The 18695-nt window shown below is 42.3% G+C and carries 24 protein-coding genes; 19 read left to right on the top strand and 5 right to left on the bottom strand.

The genetic code is table 11. The features are described from left to right. The first annotated feature begins 73 nt into the window (after positions 1-73). The 4 genes from ATG71_RS18135 to ATG71_RS18120 all read left to right on the top strand — a co-directional run bounded on the left by ATG71_RS18135 (position 74) and on the right by ATG71_RS18120 (position 1816). Positions 74-496, top strand: coding sequence for a YlbD family protein (locus ATG71_RS18135; protein ID WP_098440871.1), 423 nt, complete (start codon positions 74-76; stop codon positions 494-496). Positions 497-506: 10 nt separating this feature from the next. After that, on the top strand, positions 507-749 hold the full coding sequence (locus ATG71_RS18130) for a YlbE-like family protein (protein WP_098440870.1): 243 nt from the start codon (positions 507-509) through the stop codon (positions 747-749). Positions 750-841: 92 nt separating this feature from the next. Next, a complete protein-coding gene (locus ATG71_RS18125; RefSeq protein ID WP_098440869.1) occupies positions 842-1234 on the top strand; it encodes a membrane lipoprotein lipid attachment site-containing protein in 393 nt (130 codons plus the stop codon). 135 nt (positions 1235-1369) lie between these two features. Continuing rightward, complete coding sequence (locus ATG71_RS18120) at positions 1370-1816, top strand: YlbF/YmcA family competence regulator (protein WP_079531566.1); 447 nt, start codon at positions 1370-1372, stop codon at positions 1814-1816. A gap of 67 nt (positions 1817-1883) precedes the next feature. Here ATG71_RS18120 and ATG71_RS18115 read toward each other — a convergent pair whose 3' ends face one another. Then, the gene (locus tag ATG71_RS18115; protein WP_098440868.1) at positions 1884-2198 is read right to left on the bottom strand and encodes a hypothetical protein; all 315 of its coding nucleotides are present in this window, start codon (positions 2196-2198) and stop codon (positions 1884-1886) included. A 135-nt stretch (positions 2199-2333) separates the two neighbouring features. Between ATG71_RS18115 and ATG71_RS18110 the strand changes: the two genes are divergently transcribed. After that, the gene (locus ATG71_RS18110; RefSeq protein ID WP_098440867.1) at positions 2334-2609 is read left to right on the top strand and encodes a YlbG family protein; all 276 of its coding nucleotides are present in this window, start codon (positions 2334-2336) and stop codon (positions 2607-2609) included. A gap of 82 nt (positions 2610-2691) precedes the next feature. Here the strand turns inward: ATG71_RS18110 and ATG71_RS18105 are convergent, their stop codons facing one another. Then, complete coding sequence (locus ATG71_RS18105; protein ID WP_098440866.1) at positions 2692-3081, bottom strand: DUF7147 family protein; 390 nt, start codon at positions 3079-3081, stop codon at positions 2692-2694. Between the two features lie 193 nt (positions 3082-3274). Between ATG71_RS18105 and ATG71_RS18100 the strand changes: the two genes are divergently transcribed. From ATG71_RS18100 to coaD, 3 genes are all read left to right on the top strand, one after another. Further along, a complete protein-coding gene (locus tag ATG71_RS18100) occupies positions 3275-4681 on the top strand; it encodes a hypothetical protein (protein ID WP_098440865.1) in 1407 nt (468 codons plus the stop codon). A 262-nt stretch (positions 4682-4943) separates the two neighbouring features. Further along, positions 4944-5501 carry a 16S rRNA (guanine(966)-N(2))-methyltransferase RsmD gene (gene rsmD, locus ATG71_RS18095; RefSeq protein ID WP_098440864.1) on the top strand — a complete coding sequence of 186 codons (558 nt, stop codon included), beginning with the start codon at positions 4944-4946 and terminating at the stop codon, positions 5499-5501. 29 nt (positions 5502-5530) lie between these two features. Next, on the top strand, positions 5531-6016 hold the full coding sequence (coaD, locus tag ATG71_RS18090) for a pantetheine-phosphate adenylyltransferase (protein ID WP_098440863.1): 486 nt from the start codon (positions 5531-5533) through the stop codon (positions 6014-6016). Positions 6017-6094: 78 nt separating this feature from the next. Here coaD and ylbJ read toward each other — a convergent pair whose 3' ends face one another. After that, entirely contained in the window at positions 6095-7315 is a 1221-nt protein-coding gene (gene ylbJ, locus ATG71_RS18085) for a sporulation integral membrane protein YlbJ (protein WP_098440862.1), read from the bottom strand. 175 nt (positions 7316-7490) lie between these two features. On the opposite strand from ylbJ, the gene ATG71_RS18080 reads away from it, so the two are divergent. Together ATG71_RS18080 and ATG71_RS18075 are read left to right on the top strand one after the other, a co-directional pair. Continuing rightward, on the top strand, positions 7491-8270 hold the full coding sequence (locus ATG71_RS18080; protein ID WP_034755906.1) for a patatin-like phospholipase family protein: 780 nt from the start codon (positions 7491-7493) through the stop codon (positions 8268-8270). Between the two features lie 5 nt (positions 8271-8275). Beyond that, a complete protein-coding gene (locus ATG71_RS18075) occupies positions 8276-9319 on the top strand; it encodes a SepM family pheromone-processing serine protease (protein WP_098440861.1) in 1044 nt (347 codons plus the stop codon). Between the two features lie 46 nt (positions 9320-9365). On the opposite strand, the gene ATG71_RS18070 is transcribed toward ATG71_RS18075, so the two are convergent. After that, positions 9366-10583: a nucleotidyltransferase gene (locus ATG71_RS18070; protein WP_098440860.1), complete on the bottom strand. Its 1218-nt coding sequence runs from the start codon at positions 10581-10583 to the stop codon at positions 9366-9368. 237 nt (positions 10584-10820) lie between these two features. On the opposite strand from ATG71_RS18070, the gene ATG71_RS18065 reads away from it, so the two are divergent. The 4 genes from ATG71_RS18065 (at position 10821) to ATG71_RS18050 (ending at position 13229) form a co-directional block, all read left to right on the top strand. Beyond that, the gene (locus ATG71_RS18065; protein WP_098440859.1) at positions 10821-11363 is read left to right on the top strand and encodes a YceD family protein; all 543 of its coding nucleotides are present in this window, start codon (positions 10821-10823) and stop codon (positions 11361-11363) included. 64 nt (positions 11364-11427) lie between these two features. Beyond that, a complete protein-coding gene (rpmF, locus tag ATG71_RS18060; RefSeq protein WP_034755898.1) occupies positions 11428-11601 on the top strand; it encodes a 50S ribosomal protein L32 in 174 nt (57 codons plus the stop codon). Between the two features lie 130 nt (positions 11602-11731). Then, positions 11732-12490, top strand: a complete 759-nt coding sequence (locus ATG71_RS18055; protein ID WP_286163057.1) for an enoyl-CoA hydratase/isomerase family protein — start codon at positions 11732-11734, stop codon at positions 12488-12490. Positions 12491-12617: 127 nt separating this feature from the next. Then, positions 12618-13229, top strand: coding sequence for an RsfA family transcriptional regulator (locus tag ATG71_RS18050; protein WP_098440858.1), 612 nt, complete (start codon positions 12618-12620; stop codon positions 13227-13229). 48 nt (positions 13230-13277) lie between these two features. On the opposite strand, the gene ATG71_RS18045 is transcribed toward ATG71_RS18050, so the two are convergent. Then, complete coding sequence (locus ATG71_RS18045) at positions 13278-13754, bottom strand: N-acetyltransferase (RefSeq protein ID WP_098440857.1); 477 nt, start codon at positions 13752-13754, stop codon at positions 13278-13280. 232 nt (positions 13755-13986) lie between these two features. Here ATG71_RS18045 and ATG71_RS18040 point away from each other — a divergent pair, with 232 nt between their 5' ends. The 5 genes from ATG71_RS18040 to ATG71_RS18020 all read left to right on the top strand — a co-directional run bounded on the left by ATG71_RS18040 (position 13987) and on the right by ATG71_RS18020 (position 18674). Beyond that, on the top strand, positions 13987-15336 hold the full coding sequence (locus ATG71_RS18040; RefSeq protein ID WP_098440856.1) for an acetyl-CoA carboxylase biotin carboxylase subunit: 1350 nt from the start codon (positions 13987-13989) through the stop codon (positions 15334-15336). A 62-nt stretch (positions 15337-15398) separates the two neighbouring features. Continuing rightward, the gene (locus tag ATG71_RS18035) at positions 15399-15614 is read left to right on the top strand and encodes a biotin/lipoyl-binding carrier protein (protein WP_034755887.1); all 216 of its coding nucleotides are present in this window, start codon (positions 15399-15401) and stop codon (positions 15612-15614) included. Between the two features lie 94 nt (positions 15615-15708). Beyond that, a complete protein-coding gene (locus ATG71_RS18030; RefSeq protein WP_098440855.1) occupies positions 15709-17250 on the top strand; it encodes an acyl-CoA carboxylase subunit beta in 1542 nt (513 codons plus the stop codon). A 139-nt stretch (positions 17251-17389) separates the two neighbouring features. Continuing rightward, the gene (locus tag ATG71_RS18025; RefSeq protein WP_098440854.1) at positions 17390-18286 is read left to right on the top strand and encodes a 2-dehydropantoate 2-reductase; all 897 of its coding nucleotides are present in this window, start codon (positions 17390-17392) and stop codon (positions 18284-18286) included. A 1-nt stretch (position 18287) separates the two neighbouring features. Then, positions 18288-18674: a DUF3397 domain-containing protein gene (locus tag ATG71_RS18020; protein WP_098440853.1), complete on the top strand. Its 387-nt coding sequence runs from the start codon at positions 18288-18290 to the stop codon at positions 18672-18674. Positions 18675-18695 lie beyond the last annotated feature (21 nt).

Here is an 18695-nt window from a genome sequence, read left to right as displayed (position 1 = left end):
GAATGTATCACCATTCTTTTCAACTTTTCATAAAGTATAGTAGGTAGAAGCCTGTAATGGAGGTGTTCATATTATGGGGAAATCATTACACCCTAAAGTCAAAGAATTTAAAGGTTTTGTGAAAAAGCATCCGAAAATCATAAAGGATGTACGAAACGGCGATGCTAATTGGCAGGATCTCTTTGAAGACTGGTATTTGCTTGGGGAAGATGACACAAGGTGGGATAAATACAGGACAGAGTCAGCGAAAGAAAATGAAAAGACTTCAACCAATTCCGAAAGTAAAGGAGGGTGGATGGACCAGGTGGGAGAAATGGTAAAGAAAATGGACGCTAATCAATTGCAGCAGCATATCAACAGCTTAAGTGAAGCACTTGGGACAGTCCAGGGAGTTCTCAGTCAATTTCAATCAGGTAACAATAGGGGATCTGGGACAGCGACCAAAACGGAAGCTCCATCCAAACCTTCCCATCCCTTTTCTTTCCGAAAAGATTAGGGGGTAACATATGAGACCGGACATCATTGAATATATTTATGGTAAGGAAGACCTGAAATTATTCCTCAGGGATCAACCCCAGTGGTACCGTACCCTTTCACGAAACCCTAATGAATTAGAAAAATTTGAAATTGCATCCATCAATCATTTTCAAAAAACGATTCCACACAGGGTTCAAAAATTTTCGAATGGAGTCCAGATGGCTTCCATGATGATCAGTATGTTTCAATCAATGAATAGTGCCGACAATTAAGGTGCTATTTTTTTGTCTTCATTTTGACCATCAATATTTGAGTAAAAAAAGGATCGATAGGGCAAGGCTATAGGTAAGGAGTGGTGTAAACGATGAAGAAAATGATCATGTTAGCCTTCGCTTTACTAGTATTAAGCGGTTGTAAGGAAAAGATGCCTGAGCCGGAAAGCTTCTCGTTCGCTAAAAAGGTGGAGGCGGCCAATCGAGAGCAAAAGACTGTTTCCATCAAACATATGGTTCAGGGAAATCAAGTGTATATAGAGTGCATAGTGCCAGGTGTTACATTCACAACAGAAAAAAAGGGCGCGAAAAAGGGAAAAATCATTGTCAGGTCCAATACTGGGAATCTGTATAAAGAATATCATACGGCTGCCTTTGTCATTAAAGGATTACCTAAAGGTGTGCACCTTTTGAATGTTGAAATTGTTGGGAAAAACAACCAATCATTTGGGATGAAGGAACAATTTTATGTGACAATTCAATAAGGGTTTTAGAACTTCACCGCCACATTTCGGCGGTGTTTTATTTTTATTCCGCGCCATGGGATTTTAAAATATCGAATTTGCCTATTCGCTTCCTTCCGAAAAACATGTTAAAATATCGTTACGGAGGTGGGCGTTATGCTTGCTACTATTGAAAGAATGGAAATATTGGATTCAGCTGACGAATTATCTCAGTGGATACTGGAATCTGATGTGGCAGAGAATTATCGTAAGTCTTTATATAAACTGCGTAACAATTCTGAAACCCAGCGAAAGGTCCAGACCTTTTCACGGATGAAAGAGAGTTACGAAGAAGTACAACGTTTTGGCAGATACCATCCTGACTACAAAACCATCATGAAAGAAATCCGGGAAGTTAAGCGGGAGATGGATCTTGATGAGAATGTGGCAGAATTCCGCAGAGCCGAAAACGAGTTGCAGGATCTCCTTGATCAGGTGAGCCTTGTGATCGGACATTCCGTCTCTAAAAATGTGAAGGTTCCTTCAGGAAATCCTTTCTTCTCAAGTGGGGGATCCTGCGGAGGGGGCTGTGGTTCAGGTGGAAGCTGCGGTTGTTCGGCGTGACAAAACAAACAAAAGAAAGAGCGGACTGAATAGGTCTGCTCTTTCTTTTATTTCAATTAGGTTTCACCTATTGTTTTAACCGCACACAATCCACACAGAGATTCCCACAGCAAAACATTTTTTCCTGGGGAACAAAGAACCGGTGGCGATACACATATAAAGATTCTTCTTCCCTGAAAAAAATAGTATCAGAATGCAGTCTCTTTCCACGCATGGCTTTAGCCGACCATTTCATGATGCAGTATTCGATGTCATCTTTCGGTTTCTTTGATCGGATATAAATGAATGGAATGCCGGCACTCCATTTTACTTGTGCTTCTTCAATTCCGTCCTCTTCCTTCAGGTGTTCAATGAAATAGTCCCAAATCACATTCAAGTCCATGTATGCCCTCCGTTCTCTCGATATGCACAATTTACTTTCCACTCCATTTAAGGAAAGATCATACCATTACTTATTGCTTACCCACACGCTATTATGCTAGACTTAAAAAAAAGTGATTCCTAGAGGGGAAACTATATGTTAACAGAAAGACAAGGTTTAGTTGTTTGGTTACATAGCTTGAAGCATGCCAAGTCCCTTAGACGGTTTGGAAATGTTCACTATGTATCGAAGAAAATGAAATATGTTGTGCTGTATTGCAATCAGGACGAAATAGAGGCAGTGATGGAAAGAATCTCTGCTTATTCATACGTGAAGAGAGTGGACCCTTCCTTTAAGCCATTTATCAAGTCCGTCTTTGAAAATTCACGTCCTGATAAAGCGAAGGAATACGATTACAAAATGGGATTTTAAGAATGGCTGCCAAAGGATATTATTTTGGCAGCTTTTTTCATTGGACTGTCAGAACTATCTGTTTGAGCCGCACGGGCGACGGTCATTGCAAAGGCAGTATATAATGATTTAACCTCAAAATGGCAATCAAATGCTGATAGTACAGTGCATTCTCCGGAAATAGAGTCGAGGGTTTAACATCCATTTGAATGATCACCCTGCCAAGCTTCTCAGCTGTCTCCTCAAATAAAGAGTAGCGCTGGTTCGGTGTAATATTAGGATTGGGAACGCCTTCCCTGCATACATAAATGGCTTGGAATTTCCCTTGCTCCGTCGGTTTCATTACAAGGGCCAAAGAAGTGACAGCGCGGTCTTTCACAATTGTATGGAATGCCAGCATATGCTGTAAACGTTCTTCATTCGCTTTCGCAAGCTCCAAAAGCTCATAAATATCTGAATAACCTTCTCCTAATTCAATAAAACGTTGAATCATTGTATTATTCCCCTTTTCTTACCAAGTTCATCAATTCCTTATTATTTCAAAACTGAAGACATAAGTAAAGATGGTAATTATGTTCATCTCAATAGGCTTTTTATTGAAAATATAGTCTTTTCACAAATATGTACCACTATTATCCTTGTACTTCTGCTATTCTTTAAGTAGTAAACGGAGGTAAGGGTATAGTATGAGACGATTTGTATTCACTTTCGGTTTTTTGATGATCCTGGTTAGTTCCGGTATTCTCGTCTTCCAATGGATGGGGTTTACGACAGAGAGTGCGGGTGAGTCGGGTATTGTTGAGGTAAGTCATGCTTATTCCATTATTCATAAAGAGGATGAGTTTGATGTGACTCAGACGATTCACTTCCCATCGGGCATTCCTTCTGATCCACTCCTGATCAAATGGCCAGCGGGGGCAGAGAGCTTTGCCTGTATTGATAAAGAAGAAAACAATTGTTTGACGAAAGAAAACGGTGAATTTTATGTGAGTACCCTGAATCAGGATCCCCAGGAAATCACCATATCTTACTCCTTAAAGAAGTCGGCGAAAGCTGACAGTGTGCCATTAAGAAATTGGTATCCTGTACTTTCCGGGGTTTCAACCCTCAAAACGGATATTGAGTTAACGGAAAAGAGTTTAAGGAACGGAAAATGGATTTCGGGGTATCCTTCTTCAAACCATAAAAAACTGGATTATATCGATTACTACTTCTTCAGTGGCAGAGGGGACCCTTCAGATTTAGTGTGGACAAAAGAATCGCTGAAAGAAAGTGGATCGCGAACAGTAAGGGTATTGACTGAGGAAGGGGATCCAGTCAATTTTGATAAGCTGGATTCACTCGGATCCGCTGACGGCTTTGTGACTGTCCTTATTTCTAAAAAGGTAAAACCATTTAAGTCCCCTCATCTCATCGTGTTGAATGATGCTTACGGGGAAGATGTGAAAAGTATAAGGCAAAGCCTGTTGTACCAAACTTTGTCCTCAAGGGATGAAGATGCCTGGTTGAAGGAATTGGTTGTCAGTATCCTGCTCAATGAGCCTCCACACGGTGCCAAGCCGGCATGGGCATACAAGCAGTTAAAAGAGGGTCTGAGCCCATCCGAGTGGGATGATCTTAGACAAAAGGTGAGGAACCAAACCGTAGACCGTAACATGTTGGATGATGCAGTCAGTAACGTGACAGGGTTCAAGAGTTCTTTTTTTGCTGACAGTGTGAAAGGAAATGAGCATCCTTTGCTTATTTTGAAGACTATAAAGCCGATAATGGTCAATCAGAAATCAATTCAGCTATCATACGTTTCTTATCAGCAAAAGGAATATGTTCAATTCCCTGAGGCAGTCGAGGCCATGGGGATCGAAATGAAAGAACTGCAGCCCGGCGTATACTTCACTACTGTAAAGGGAAATACTTTAAGGTTTTATATAAATGAAGAGTATTTTATTTATAATGAAGAAAATTACGGATTACTGGGGAAGCCGGTTCAAAGTATAGGGGATACCATCTATATGGATACCCACTGGTTTGGAAAGTTGTTCAATGCGGAAGTGAAGAACAAGGAAAATGCAATCGAAATCTTAAAGGAAATGTAAAAAGCCCTGCAGAACTTTCTGCAGGGTCCTTCTATATCCATCTCTGGAAAGAAGGCAAAGGGAGAGGAGAAACCGGAGGAAGAACTTATGGGGAATCGTAAGTCTTCTCCGCGGTTGGCAACAACATCAGTTAGGATGCTGTTACTCTCATTATCACCTATCAAAATGATTTTATACATTTTTGATGCAAATTATGAATGTGGCGATATGTGTCGAGATATGATAGGATAGGGAGGAAAAAATACATATATGGTGGATGATTATGAGAGTCATATCAGGTACGTTAAAGGGCAGGCCGTTAAAGGCTGTTCCTGGAAGTGGAACAAGGCCCACAACAGATAAGGTGAAAGAATCGATATTTAATATGTTGGGTCCCTATTTTGAAGGAGGGACAGGATTGGATTTGTTTGCAGGAAGCGGCGGTCTGGGCATTGAAGCATTAAGCCGTGGACTCGATTCCGTCATCTTTGTGGACAGGGATCAGAAGGCTTTCCAAACGGTAAAGGCCAATCTTAAAGACTGTGATCTGATGGACCAAAGTGAAGTATATCGAAATGAAGCCACGAGAGCGTTAAAGGCGATACTAAAAAGAGAAATAGTCTTTGATTATATATTCCTGGATCCTCCTTACAAACAGCAGAAGCTTCAACAACTCTTGGAATTCATCGACGAACATAACCTTCTGAATGAAAGCGGTTTCGTCATGTGTGAGCATGGATCGGAAATAACATTGGATGATAGAGTGGGAAGCTTAAAAAAGGTAAGGGAAGAGACCTATGGAATCATCAGGATATCGATATTTTCCAGGGAGAATAATTGAGGTTACGATAAAGAGCGGGAGGTAAGTATATGCCAAGTATAGCAGTTTGTCCGGGAAGCTTTGATCCCATTACATATGGACATTTGGATATTATTACACGGGGTGCTAAGGTATTTGATGAAATGTATGTGGTAGTATTAAATAATTCTTCTAAAAAACCACTCTTTTCAGTTGAAGAACGAATCGAATTGATTCGGGAAGTCACCAGGGATATACCAAATGTGGTCGTAGATTCATTTCAAGGCTTGTTGGTGGACTATGCGAAGAGTGTGAATGCAAAAGCAATCATCAGGGGATTGAGGGCGGTATCGGACTTTGAATATGAAATGCAGATCACGTCCATGAACCGGGTACTGGATGATGAAATCGAAACGTTTTTCATCATGACGAATAACCAGTATTCCTTCTTAAGCTCGAGTATTGTTAAAGAAGTTGCTAAATACGGAGGCGATATCTCTGAACTTGTACCGAAGCGTGTAGAAGAATCATTAAAGACGAAATATAAGCGTGACTAACCATACAGGGTTGATCAAACTATAGACCTTATATCTTCACTAACTGTGAAATCGGTCTAAGTGGGTCAACCCTGTTTTTCAATGATTCACATGTTTTCGTGCATATAGAACCATGTATACGATCAGACTTGAAATCGTGATGATGGGACCTGCCGTCTTGAACCAAAAGAGCATGTCGGTCCAAAATGCATCGTTGTGCCTGGCGAACACCGGGATGGCGTTGGAAAGCTGTTCATCGGAAAACCTCTCATAAATGGGCTTCCAAATGAGGATGGTGGTGACGGATGCGGCGAACCCGTGAACTAAGCGTGCGTAGAAAAAAGGCTTAAATCGAATATCCGTATCTGCAAGGATACTTGCGACCTGTGCCTGGACGCTGAAACCGCTGAAGCCTAATATAAAGCTTGTGATGATCGCTTGGTGGAGGAGGGTGGCATCGGTTACACCGCTTGTGAGTTTTGACCCCAATGTGATTTCAAAGAGTCCTGAAATAAATGGGATACTTAATTGGTCGGGTAATTTCAGTAGTATAAATAAAGCCGATAGACCCTCGGCAAAAAAAGTCGTGATGTTCAGGTGATACAACATTTTATTGATGACAGAAAATAAGATGATGAATCCACCGATCATCAACAACGTTTGAATGGATGAAGTGACGGCATCTCCCAGTAGTTTGCCGATGGGGCGTTTGTCCTGCAGTCTTGTCCGGTGAAGTGCCGAGAATGCTTCCCGGAGGATGAAACCTTTCCTTTTTGCCGGGCTGCTTTTAGTTTCCTCGTTCTCTTCAGCTCCGTAGAATCTCATGACGACTCCCACACAAATGTTCCCGATATAATGAGCGGCTGCTAACACAATGCCCAATGTAGCGTTTTGGAAGAACCCGACTGATACTGCTCCGAAAATAAATAGCGGGTTGGAAGAGTTCGTGAATGAAACGAGTCGTTCCGCTTCCAACTTCGAAATTTGTTCTTCCTGACGCAGCCTTGCCGTCAATTTAGCTCCTGCAGGAAACCCCGATGCCATCCCCATCGCCCACACAAATCCGCCTACACCCGGGACCCGGAATAAGGGTCTCATCAAGGGCTCCAGCATGACACCTATAAACCGGACAACCCCAAATCCGATCAGCATTTCAGATACAATGAAAAACGGTAATAAGGATGGAAAGACGATTTCCCACCACATGTCCAAACCTCTGATGGATGCCTCCAAAGATTCCCCGGGCATCAAGATGAGAGAGGTGGCAAATACCGTCACACTTATGGATAAAGCCAAGGTTTTGATTTTAGATTTGAACAACAGGACTTCCTCCCCTAAGAAAATAGTTCCTTCTATCTCAATTCCTTGTGAAATGGGAAAAGAATGATAAAATGAGATTAATTCAACTTGTCCTCATATTATTCAATATACTCATACATAATTGAAATAGACCATATGATGAATAGACCGATGACTCGGGAAAAGGGGGAAGGGCATGGGTAGACCAAAGATCGGATTAGCCCTTGGCTCGGGTGGCGCAAGGGGATTTGCTCATTTAGGCGTCCTGAAAGCCTTTGATGATGCCAACATACCGATTGATATGATTGCAGGCAGCAGCATGGGGGCGCTTGTCGGCTGCTTTTATGGGGTGGGTCACAAGATGGAAGACCTATACAAGCTTTCCACTACCTTCAGAAGAAAGTATTACTTGGACTTTACCGTTCCGAAAATGGGATTCATATCAGGTAAAAGAATAAAAGAGTTCATTCAGCTATTTACACATAATAAAAATATTGAAGAATTAAATATCCCCGTAAGTGTTGTGGCAACTGACATTACGAATGGAGAAAAAGTCATCTTTACCACCGGTCCAATAGCAAGCGCAGTGCGGGCAAGTATCGCTATACCGGGTATTTTTGTGCCTGAAAGGATTAATGGCCGTCTATTGGTGGATGGGGGGGTCATTGACAGGGTGCCGGTTTCCGTGGTGAAAGAAATGGGAGCGGATATTGTGATCGGGGTCGATGTGTCCCATGTGAAACGTAATGCAGAAATCACCACCATATATGACGTGATCATGCAAAGCATTGATATCCTCCAGCTGGAAATCGTCGCGCACCGTGAATTTGCTTCTGATTTCATGATCAGACCACATGTAGAAATGTACAGCACCAGAGCTTTTAAAAACATTGAAGAAATCATCGATATGGGAGAAGAAGAAGCAAAGAAGGCTATTCCTTCCATCAAGGAAGCTCTGGACAATTGGAAGGAGTAAAAAACATGAAAACAAAAACGCTGATAAGAACCCTGCTCATCATGACCATCATTATGGTCGCCACTTCTTTTTATTATCTTCCTTTCTATGTTACGAAACCCGGGAATGCACATGAACTCGATCCAATCGTCCACGTCAAGAATGGATATAAAGACGATGGGGAACTGATGCTGACAACCGTCAGAATGGGAAGGGCGAATATATATGCCTATCTAATGGCGAGCATAAGGAAATATGAATATATCTTTCCGGTAGAGGAGATCAGAAGTCCACATGAAAGCGATGAAGAATACAATCTTCGCCAACTACAGCTTATGAATAACTCCCAAACCCATGCCATTGAAGTGGCATATAAAAAAGCAGGCAAACCGTATGAATATAAATATAAAGGGATTTATGTATTAAATATATATCCCGACATGCCAGCTGAAAAAGTGTTGAAACCGGGCGACCGTATCACCGCCATAGACGGTCAAACGTTTCAGTCGTCTCAAGAATTCATTGATTACGTAAGTGGGAAAACAAAAGGGGATAAAGTGGACATCACATTCGTCCGGGATAAAGAGGAAAGGGTTGAAACGATCCCTCTTGAAGCATTTCCGGATGTCCCCGATAAGATCGGCCTTGGCATCACATTGAGCGATGATAAAGAAATCATAACAGATCCACCCGTTAAGCTTCAGACCGAGGAAATAGGGGGACCCTCTGCCGGTCTGATGTTCAGTTTGGAAATCTATGATCAACTGACAAAGGAAGATCTTGCTAAAGGGCACAGGATTGCCGGGACCGGAACGATATCAGAAGATGGCGTGGTCGGTCGTATCGGCGGTATCGAACAAAAAATCATTGCTGCTGATAAAGCGGATGCCGAATACTTCCTTGCACCGGATGAAACCATCACAAAAGAAATGAAGAAAAAATACCCTGATCTTGAATCCAACTATACCGCTGCGAAGAGAACAGCTGAAGATATCGGTACGGATATGAAAGTGGTACCAGTAAAGACATTTGATGAAGCACTATCCTTCCTCAAATCAATCGAAAACTGAATTAAAGAGACTGCCCTCAATACGGGGGGCAGTCTTTTTGTTTGAATTACATTGTCTTCATGATAGGCGGCTGGGACCATTCTTGGCGTAGAAGTCTTTTTCGTGCGTCTGGATCCTGCAGGCCCAATGAATAGACTTCCGCAGCCTTGATATCTAAATGTATATCATGTGGATCCGCACTGGATAGCTTGCTGATCAAAGGGAGAGAGAGGTTCTTTTTACGGGAATGAATATATTCCCTTCCCCTGTCATTCATTCCTAATAGGCGGATATAATTTGGGGAGTCATGCCGGCTCCTCATCTCTTCTTTATGTGTATCGGTCAATACGTGAAGGAGCATTCTTTGAAGGCGTGTCCAAGTATATCGCTTCGTCTTAAGTTTCGTCATGAATTCTTCAAAGGATAAGGAAGACTTCGCATACTCTACCATCCGGTTTTCTATTCCCTCTTCAATTTCATATATATCCCTCAACTCATCTTTAGAAGAGGAGAGAAGCTTGTATTGAAGCAGGGTCCAATAATTCTCCCACCTGTGGAATCCTCCATACTCACTTTTGTACCTTTCCAGTTCCTGCACAGAACCGGCCGGAAGATAGGATGTGATCTCGTGATTCCCTCGGGTACTGAATATACTTTTGCGAATGCTGGTTGCACTGGCAATCGAAGGGGAAGAGAAATGTTCATCATGGTAACCGGCTGATTCCCGCGTAATGGAATATGCTTTTATTGAAGAACGGAGTTGATTTCTTGCCTCCAAATAGTGAAAGCCCAATATATTGTTGGGTTTACTTAAATCGATGACAGAGTCCTGATTTCCCAATTTCCGAAAGGCACCGGCCAGTGCTGAAGGATAGCTCATCCCTTCCTGGATAAATTCCTTTATGTACGTATCGTATTGTTCCTGGTTTGATTGAATGAATTGGATCGTGTTGAGGAAAGCATCAATATCACCATCTTCGCTTCCGAAACAGAAGCTTTCACAGCCAAATCGATCAAGAAGCGAAATGGCACCTTTTGAAAAAATTTCCGCATGCTGTGTCGCGAAACAATATGGAAGCTCTATCACTACATCTACACCGGATTCCAATGCCATCCTGGTACGGGCCCATTTGGAAACAAGTGCAGGCTCACCACGCTGGAGGAAGTGCCCACTCATCACCGCAACGACAACATCAGCCCCTGTAACGGCCCTTGTTTCCCTCAAATGATGTAAATGTCCATTATGAAACGGATTATACTCCACAACTACCCCTGTTGCCCTCATAAAAACCACACAACCTTTCTAAATCTAAAACATACTTATCATCTTTATTATATAAGGAAATGATATAGATTCTCCCCTTTTTTGAAAGAATCATAACGAATATAATAAAATATTTGAAAGTCCTTATATTTAAACGTTATAATTACAACACTATGGTTAAAGAGAGTGTAAAGAAAAAATATTGACAAACGGTATTATGAAAGCTATAATTACCTTTGTTGCCTTGAGGTGATTACATTGAAATGGTCAATAATACAATTACAAAAATTCAGAGACAAGGGATTTTCCATAGACGAAACAATTAATTTGGACGAACTGAAAGAAGTTGATCCCCAAATTATAGAAGTCTCCCCTATTCGGGTGTCCGGAAAGGCGGATATCGGGTCAAACCGTGTCACTTTTCATCTTCATATAGAAGGAAAGTTAGTCCTGCCTTGCTCAAGAACCCTTGTGGATGTCGATCTACCAGTTGACATCAATACGATTGAGACGTATCTTCTAAATGAAGCTGATTATGATCAGTATGAGGAAGAAGAAGTACATCGTATACAAGGTGATGTTATTGATTTAAAACCGGCTATCAGAGAATTGCTGTTGCTTGAGATTCCGATGCAGGTAATCAGTGATGAAGCGAGAGAACAAGATGAGATGCCTTCAGGTAAGAACTGGGAAGTGATGACCGAAGAACAGGCTCATGAAGTCGAACAAGAGGAAGAGAAGAAAGTAGATCCTCGACTCGCTGACTTAGCAAAACTTCTTGATCAAAACAAGAACTCTTAAAAGCGAAGTACCAGCTCGACTGGCTTCATAATGAGTATGAATCTCTTTTAAGGAGGTGGGAAGAATGGCAGTACCTTTTAGAAGAACTTCTAAAACAGCAAAAAGACAACGTCGTACACACTTCAAACTAAGTGTACCTGGTATGGTAGCATGCCCAAACTGTGGTGAGATGAAACTAGCACACCGTGTTTGTAAAGAGTGCGGAACGTATAAAGGAAAAGAAGTTGTAAGCAAATAATTGCTTACACCGCTTAAAAGCGTGAAGAGACCATGGCTCTTCACGCTTTTTTGTCGTATCCAGAGAAAAGGTCTGTTCAACAGATCGTGAAAATCATACACTATATGTAAGATAAAAGGGGGCTTTTGAAGTGGGTGAATATGTATTACATATGAACAATGAAGGAATATTGGAGTTTATCATCGACCGACCGGATAAACGAAACGCAGTGAGCTATGAAATCATGAATGGGCTTCAGAAGGCGATGGATGAGTGCGTTCGAAACGATCATGTGAAAGCGCTCCTCATAACCGGAAGCGGAGATCGTGCTTTTTGTTCAGGGGGAGACTTGTCGCAGTTCCACAATCTTAAAACAGAAGGTGAAAGCTACGAAATGCTCAGTAAAATGGGGAGCCTCCTTACGAGACTCGCCTTCTTGCCGAAACCTACCATTGCCTTCATCAATGGGACGGCTATTGGAGGGGGATGTGAGATCGCGGCTGCCTGTGATTTCAGAGTAGCAAGAAGAACCGCCAAGATGGGGTTCGTTCAAGGGAATCTTGCCATCACCACCGGGTGGGGAGGAGGGACCCTGCTCCTTGAAAGACTTCCTGTATCAAAAGCCATGTCCCTTTTAATGACGGCGCGTCTGGAACAGGCTGAAGCACTTCATGAAATGGGATTCGTAGACGAAGTGGTGGATGAATTGGTACCTGTGCATGAAGTCCCATTGATTAAAATGATCTCGTCTAAATCTGCAGGGGTCTTGAAGGCATATAAGCAGCAACTCCTGAATTGTTGGAATACAAAAAGGATAGAAGGGAACATCCTGGAGGAAATCAAACAATGCTCCAAACTGTGGGCACATGATGAGCACCACAAAGCAGTGGATCAATTTTTATCTAAATAGTTCAAGTAACCAAAAGGAGCAGGTGAAAACCGGTTCCTTTTTTGTAGGCTAAAAATAGTGTTGCTGATTCTATCTTCTCTAGTAAGAGCATATGTATGGAGAAACTGACGAAATAGGGGGGATGGAAATGTCTTCAAATAGACAGGATGCCTGGAGCCAGGATGAAGATGTATTGTTAGCGGAAGTGGTATTGCGTCATATACGCGAAGGTGGCACTCAACTGCAGGCGTTTGAAGAAGTAGGGAAAAAGCTATCAAGGACATCCGCGGCATGCGGATTTCGCTGGAATTCATTTGTCCGTAAACAATATAAATCCGGAATCGAACTGGCAAAGAAACAGAGAAAGCAATCTAAGAAACATTCTCCGCCAAAGAAGACATTTGAAGAAAAGCAGGAAATCCTGACGGTTGAAAGTGCGTCGGAGTCTCCAGAATCATTTTCAATGGGAAGTATGATACAATACCTCCAAAAAGCAGAGGAAGCCATCCGTAACGAGGAGAAAGTCCGGAATGAGAACAGTCAGCTTCACGAACAAATCTCACAACTGCAGGAAAAGCTTAAAGAAACAGAAGAAGAGTTGGAAGAGTATGAAGAAAAATTCAATCTCCTCGAAGAAGATCATAAATCTTTATTAGCCATCTTTGAAAAAGCGAGAAAGATGGCCCTGCTCCAAGGAAATGAAGACAAAGTGAAATTTCAGATGGATAAGAACGGTAATCTGCAAAGATTGAATAAATGAAATGAAAAAGGCTGACTCGAGTGTACTTGAGCAAGCCTTTTTCGTCTATTAACTGATTTTCTGTTCTTTTACCCCTTCAGGGAACCATACGTATGGATTTTCACCTAGATCCCTTTCCACTTCGTAGGTTACGGCTTCAAACCCCATCTTCTCCCAGAATCCTTGAGATTTGATTCGCGAGTTTGTCTTGATCGGTAATCCGAAGGTCTTGGCGAAATCCACTAATTCTTTTCCGTAGCTTTTATTTTGGTATTTTGGCAATACTTCAAGCTTCCAAAGCTCCAAATAATTTTGGGGAGGATCGAAGTATTGATCAAAACGGGCATTGCGTTGATATAGACTCATTCTGGCAACCAGGGTATCCCCGAAGTAAATTCCGTAAAACGGAGATTCACTATCGTTTTCAATGATATTCGCCTGCAGATCCTCAAGCATGGATAATTCCTGTACACCATATTCTTTAAATTTCTTAAACTCCTCTAGAGTTTTATAGTTTACTTTTAATTTCTCCACTTTTACTGCCATAGTATGACCTCCTAAAATGCTGAAAAATGATTCTTTGAATTCACTAAGAATGTTGTATCCGCTTGCAATTCATTTACTATAAGAACTAGTATTTATTATTATTATATAACAAAATAACAAAAAATTCTGCACTTAATTAAGAAAACGTTTACAATGGAGAAGAAGGATTTCGACGATTTTCGTAGAATTCGTATTATGAACAGGTGTGTTCCATGAAGAAAGGGGAGAGATTGTGCAGAAGATATTAATTGCAAACAGGGGAGAAATTGCTTCTAGGATCATCAAAACATGTAAACAATTAAACATTCAAACAGTCGCGGTTTATTCAGATGCAGATCAGGATATGCCCTTTGTGAAAGAAGCGGATGTTGCATTCCGCATAGGTGAATCACAAGTGAACCGTTCATACTTAGTGGTGGACAATATATTGGATGTTGCAAAGAAGGAGAAAGTGGATGGCATCCATCCCGGGTACGGCCTGCTCTCGGAAAATGCCGACTTCGCGAAGAGGGTTTCGGAAGAGGGCATTACTTTTATTGGTCCTGCCCATGACATCATTGAAAAAATGGGAGATAAGGTAGAGGCAAGAAGAGTGATGCAGGATGCGTCTGTTCCTGTAGTGCCGGGAAGCGACGGAGGAGTCGGTACCATAGAGGCTGCTATAGAGGTGGCAAGTGAAATCGGCTACCCTGTGATGCTGAAGGCAAGTGGCGGGGGCGGGGGGATCGGCATGATTCGCTGTGAAAATGAGCAAGCGCTCGTTCAAAGCTTCGATTCTACTAAAAACCGTGCCAAAGCCTATTTCGGGAAAGAGGAAGTCTTCCTAGAGAAATGTATAGAGAATGCGAGACATGTTGAAATACAAATCTTTGGTGATCATCATGGAAATCTCGTTCATCTATTCGAGCGGAATTGTTCCGTACAACGTAGAAATCAAAAAGTGATAGAGGAATCACCTTCTCCCGGTCTATCTCAAGAAACGAAGGAGAAGATGTACACCGCTGCCATAGAGGCTGGAAAGGCAGTGGATTACACGAATGCAGGAACGGTGGAGTTTATCGTTGATGAAGAGGAGAATTTTTACTTCCTTGAAATGAATACCCGCCTACAAGTAGAGCATCCGGTCACTGAAACGATCACGGGGCTCGATCTCGTGAAATGGCAGCTGCTTGTAGCAAGCGGAGAGCCTCTCCCCCTTTGCAGGCAGGAAGAAATCCAAAGTGCCGGTCATGCGATTGAGTTCAGGGTATATGCCGAAGATCCAAAGACGTTTTACCCTTCTCCAGGCAAGCTGACAGAATTGGAATGGGGTCAAGGTGAAGGTGTCCGGATTGACAGCGGCTATGAAAAAGGGAACAATGTGACCCCCTTCTATGATCCGATGATCTCCAAGTGTATCATCCAGGGGAAGGACCGTCAGGATGCACTGGACAAAGCAAAGGTTTTCTTTGCAGGGGTAACGATTGAAGGCGTCAAAACGAATGTCAGTCTATTCAGGGATATACTTGAAGACAACGGGTTCAAAGATGGATCATATACGACCAAATGGCTTCAGGACTTCTTGACAGCCAAACGTACGTAATGTTGGTGCGGAATGATCCGCACCTCGATCAAACATAAGAAGACAAACAGGAGGAATCAATCATGAAGGAAATCACATCAACAATGGCAGGGACGGTACTAAATGTATTAGTGGAACAAGGTGGAGAGGTGTCGAGCGGAGATACGGTCTTAATGCTGGAATCCATGAAAATGGAAATTCCCGTTGAAGCTGAAGCAGCCGGGAAAGTCACAGAGATTAAAGTGAATGTAGGGGACTTTGTAAATGAAGGCGATGTATTACTTATAATCGAAGGATGATCCGGGTAAAACAATGAGTCAGAAATCGTTTGCGGTTTCTGGCTTGTTTATGAGCCGTTCTTGTATTTTTACATAAAACGACGGAGGGGATAATATGTCAACATCTAAAACGATCATCAACACTCTTGAAGAAACAAGGGAAAGAATTGCTTCCGGTGGTCAGCCTAAATATCATGAGAAATTGAAAGAACAGAAAAAGATGTTTGTCCGGGATCGACTGCAACAATTATTTGATAATGGGGATTATCAGGAAGATGGGATGTTCGCCAATATTAAGGCGAACGATTTACCGGCTGATGGAGTAGTGACGGCGATCGGAAAAGTAGGGGGGCAGACTGTGTGCGTCATGGCCAATGATTCCACGGTCAAAGCCGGATCATGGGGTGCGCGGACAGTTGAGAAAATCATCAGGATCCAGGAAACGGCACTTAATTTGAAAGTGCCTATCTTCTATTTAGTGGACTCTGCAGGTGCACGTATCACCGATCAGTTAGATATGTTCCCGAATCGTCGGGGGGCAGGCAAAATATTTCATAACCAAGTTAAGATGTCCGGCATGGTTCCACAGATTTGCGTCCTTTTTGGACCATCAGCAGCCGGAGGAGCCTATATTCCCGCATTCTGCGACATTGTCATCATGGTGGATGGGAATGCGTCCATGTATCTTGGATCACCCCGAATGGCGGAAAAGGTGATTGGGGAAAAAGTGACCCTTGAAGAAATGGGCGGTGCAAGAATGCATTGTACGGTCAGTGGATGTGGTGACCTGCTTGCGGCTTCCGAAGAGGAGGCAATTGAAGAAGCGAAGAGATACTTAAGTTACTTCCCGGCGAATTATCAACACAAGCCAAAGGTGCTGGATGGACTTGCTCCTAAACATGAAAAGCTTCTCGAAGACATTATCCCTGAACATCAAAATGCTCCATTCAATATGTATGATTGCATTGATACGTTGATTGATGAAGGAAGCTTCTTTGAAATGAAAAAGCTATTCGCTCCTGAATTGATCACAGGTTTCGGGCGACTTGACGGGAAGGTAGTGGGGATCATTGCCAATCAACCGAAAGTGAAGGGTGGAGTGCTTTTCCATGATTCCGCCGATAAGGGCGCTAAATTCATTCAATTATGTGATGCTTTCCATATTCCTTTGTTGTTCCTTGCTGATGTACCTGGATTCATGATCGGGACCAAGGTGGAAAGAGCGGGGATTATCCGCCACGGTGCAAAACTGATAGCAGCCATGAGTTCGGCAACGGTTACGAAAATTTCCGTAATCGTAAGAAAAGCTTATGGAGCAGGTTTATATGCAATGGCAGGTCCTGCTTTCGACCCGGATGTCTGTATTGCCCTTCCAACGGCTCAAATTGCCGTAATGGGTCCTGAGGCCGCGGTTAATGCCGTATATTCCAATAAGATCCAGGCAATCGAAGATCCGAAAGAAAGAATTCAGTATGTCCAGGAAAAACAGAAGGAATATAAAGAGCATATCGATATTTATAAATTGGCTTCTGAATTAATTGTAGATGAAATCACCGCACCGAATGAATTACGATCCGTATTGATCCAAAGGTATAAGCTTTATGAAACAAAAGATGTAAAGTTCAGTGAAAGAAAACATCCTGTATATCCTGTATAAGGACATATCATTTTCGGGCTCGTTCCTTTTGGACGGGCCCTTTCTTTCGAAAAGGATTGATTCCTTCTGCCTATAATCGTTTTCTCACTGAGGAAAATTTGGTAAAATGTTCATAAAAGATGAATAAGAAGGAGTTTGTATGAAAATTGGAATCATTGGAGGAGGAGCGGTCGGCCTTTTATTTGCCGGTTATCTGGGCCGGTTATCTGATGTAACCCTTATTGTCAGGAGGGAGTCCCAAGTCCGCTCACTGTTGGATCATGGGGTCACCATATATAAAGAAGGGTCGGCAATCACAACCAAGGTAGGAGCCGTACAAGAACACGAAACGCAGAAGGAATACGACCTTGTGATTGTGGCTGTGAAGGAATATGATCTCCCGTTTCTTAGAAGGGGACTCGTCGAACTCGGATCTCACGTACCCCTTCTGTTTGTTCAAAATGGAATAGGTCATGTTGATTGGGTGAAATCATTACCTCACCTGAATCTGATCGCGGGCTCGGTGAATCATGGGGCCATGAAGGAACATGACGCCGCCGTTCATCATTTAGGGGAAGCGGAGACGAATATTGCGTTAATTAGAGGAAATTGCTATGTGATAGAAGAAATAGTATCAATGAGCATTGATTCCTTCCGGTTTTCAATCCGGAAAGACTTCGAGAAGATGCTCCTGACTAAGTTATTCGTCAACGTATCAATCAACCCGCTGACGGCTTTAACGGGTGTGACGAACGGTAAGCTTATTGACAACCCTTATTTCCATGAATTACAGAAGGGATTATTCAACGAAATGCTTCTCTTATTTCCTCAAATGAAAGGGATTATTTCCTTTGAAAAAGTAGTTGATATCTGCCGGAATACATATCAAAACAGATCTTCCATGTTAAAAGACATAGAATCACATAGAAGGACGGAAATTGAATCGATCATTGGCGTCCTTCTCAATAAAGCCCAAAAAGAACACCATTTTGTACCCATCATGAGTCTACTTTACAAATTAGTTAAAGGAATAGAAAGAGAAGGTCTGGGGGGGTAAAATGGCTTCCATTTTTTCGACGATCATTGCCATTTTTGTCATGATTCCATTTTTAGGGTATTTCATCAGTTTTATTCTTGCCAAGGAAATCTTAAAGAGTCACCGGAGAGCTGTGCATATCGCCATTGATATTACGACATTTCTCCTGATTGTATCTGTTCATTTCATTGTCATCGCCATATGGAGGACATCCTATCTGTGGCTCATTTTTATTGTGATCTGTTCAATCGGAGTGCTGTTTGCCATCATGTATTGGAAAGCAAAGGGTGAGATCGACTACCCCAAAGTGCTCAGAGGGTTCTGGCGGGTGAACTTCCTTTTATTTTTTACTGCTTATATCACGTTGATGATCACGGGCCTAGTCCTCCGAATCCTGGAACTGTATTAAAAATTCAGCAGGCAAGTTTTT

The sequence above is a fragment of the Bacillus sp. es.034 genome (assembly GCF_002563655.1).
In the GTDB taxonomy this organism is placed as follows: domain Bacteria; phylum Bacillota; class Bacilli; order Bacillales; family Bacillaceae_B; genus Rossellomorea.
Note: the sequence above shows the minus strand (reverse complement) of the source record. Positions and strands in the feature narration are given on the sequence as shown.

Excerpts from the sequence above, each read along its gene's own strand:
- ATG71_RS18135 (WP_098440871.1), top strand. The coding sequence starts at position 74 with ATGGGGAAATCATTACACCCTAAAGTCAAAGAATTTAAAGGTTTTGTG.
- ATG71_RS18130 (WP_098440870.1), top strand. The coding sequence starts at position 507 with ATGAGACCGGACATCATTGAATATATTTATGGTAAGGAAGACCTGAAA.
- ATG71_RS18125 (WP_098440869.1), top strand. The coding sequence starts at position 842 with ATGAAGAAAATGATCATGTTAGCCTTCGCTTTACTAGTATTAAGCGGT.
- ATG71_RS18120 (WP_079531566.1), top strand. The coding sequence starts at position 1,370 with ATGCTTGCTACTATTGAAAGAATGGAAATATTGGATTCAGCTGACGAA.
- ATG71_RS18115 (WP_098440868.1), bottom strand. The coding sequence starts at position 2,198 with ATGGACTTGAATGTGATTTGGGACTATTTCATTGAACACCTGAAGGAA.
- ATG71_RS18110 (WP_098440867.1), top strand. The coding sequence starts at position 2,334 with ATGTTAACAGAAAGACAAGGTTTAGTTGTTTGGTTACATAGCTTGAAG.
- ATG71_RS18105 (WP_098440866.1), bottom strand. The coding sequence starts at position 3,081 with ATGATTCAACGTTTTATTGAATTAGGAGAAGGTTATTCAGATATTTAT.
- ATG71_RS18100 (WP_098440865.1), top strand. The coding sequence starts at position 3,275 with ATGAGACGATTTGTATTCACTTTCGGTTTTTTGATGATCCTGGTTAGT.
- rsmD (WP_098440864.1), top strand. The coding sequence starts at position 4,944 with ATGAGAGTCATATCAGGTACGTTAAAGGGCAGGCCGTTAAAGGCTGTT.
- coaD (WP_098440863.1), top strand. The coding sequence starts at position 5,531 with ATGCCAAGTATAGCAGTTTGTCCGGGAAGCTTTGATCCCATTACATAT.
- ATG71_RS18080 (WP_034755906.1), top strand. The coding sequence starts at position 7,491 with ATGGGTAGACCAAAGATCGGATTAGCCCTTGGCTCGGGTGGCGCAAGG.
- ATG71_RS18075 (WP_098440861.1), top strand. The coding sequence starts at position 8,276 with ATGAAAACAAAAACGCTGATAAGAACCCTGCTCATCATGACCATCATT.
- ATG71_RS18070 (WP_098440860.1), bottom strand. The coding sequence starts at position 10,583 with ATGAGGGCAACAGGGGTAGTTGTGGAGTATAATCCGTTTCATAATGGA.
- rpmF (WP_034755898.1), top strand. The coding sequence starts at position 11,428 with ATGGCAGTACCTTTTAGAAGAACTTCTAAAACAGCAAAAAGACAACGT.
- ATG71_RS18050 (WP_098440858.1), top strand. The coding sequence starts at position 12,618 with ATGTCTTCAAATAGACAGGATGCCTGGAGCCAGGATGAAGATGTATTG.
- ATG71_RS18045 (WP_098440857.1), bottom strand. The coding sequence starts at position 13,754 with ATGGCAGTAAAAGTGGAGAAATTAAAAGTAAACTATAAAACTCTAGAG.
- ATG71_RS18035 (WP_034755887.1), top strand. The coding sequence starts at position 15,399 with ATGAAGGAAATCACATCAACAATGGCAGGGACGGTACTAAATGTATTA.
- ATG71_RS18030 (WP_098440855.1), top strand. The coding sequence starts at position 15,709 with ATGTCAACATCTAAAACGATCATCAACACTCTTGAAGAAACAAGGGAA.
- ATG71_RS18025 (WP_098440854.1), top strand. The coding sequence starts at position 17,390 with ATGAAAATTGGAATCATTGGAGGAGGAGCGGTCGGCCTTTTATTTGCC.
- ATG71_RS18020 (WP_098440853.1), top strand. The coding sequence starts at position 18,288 with ATGGCTTCCATTTTTTCGACGATCATTGCCATTTTTGTCATGATTCCA.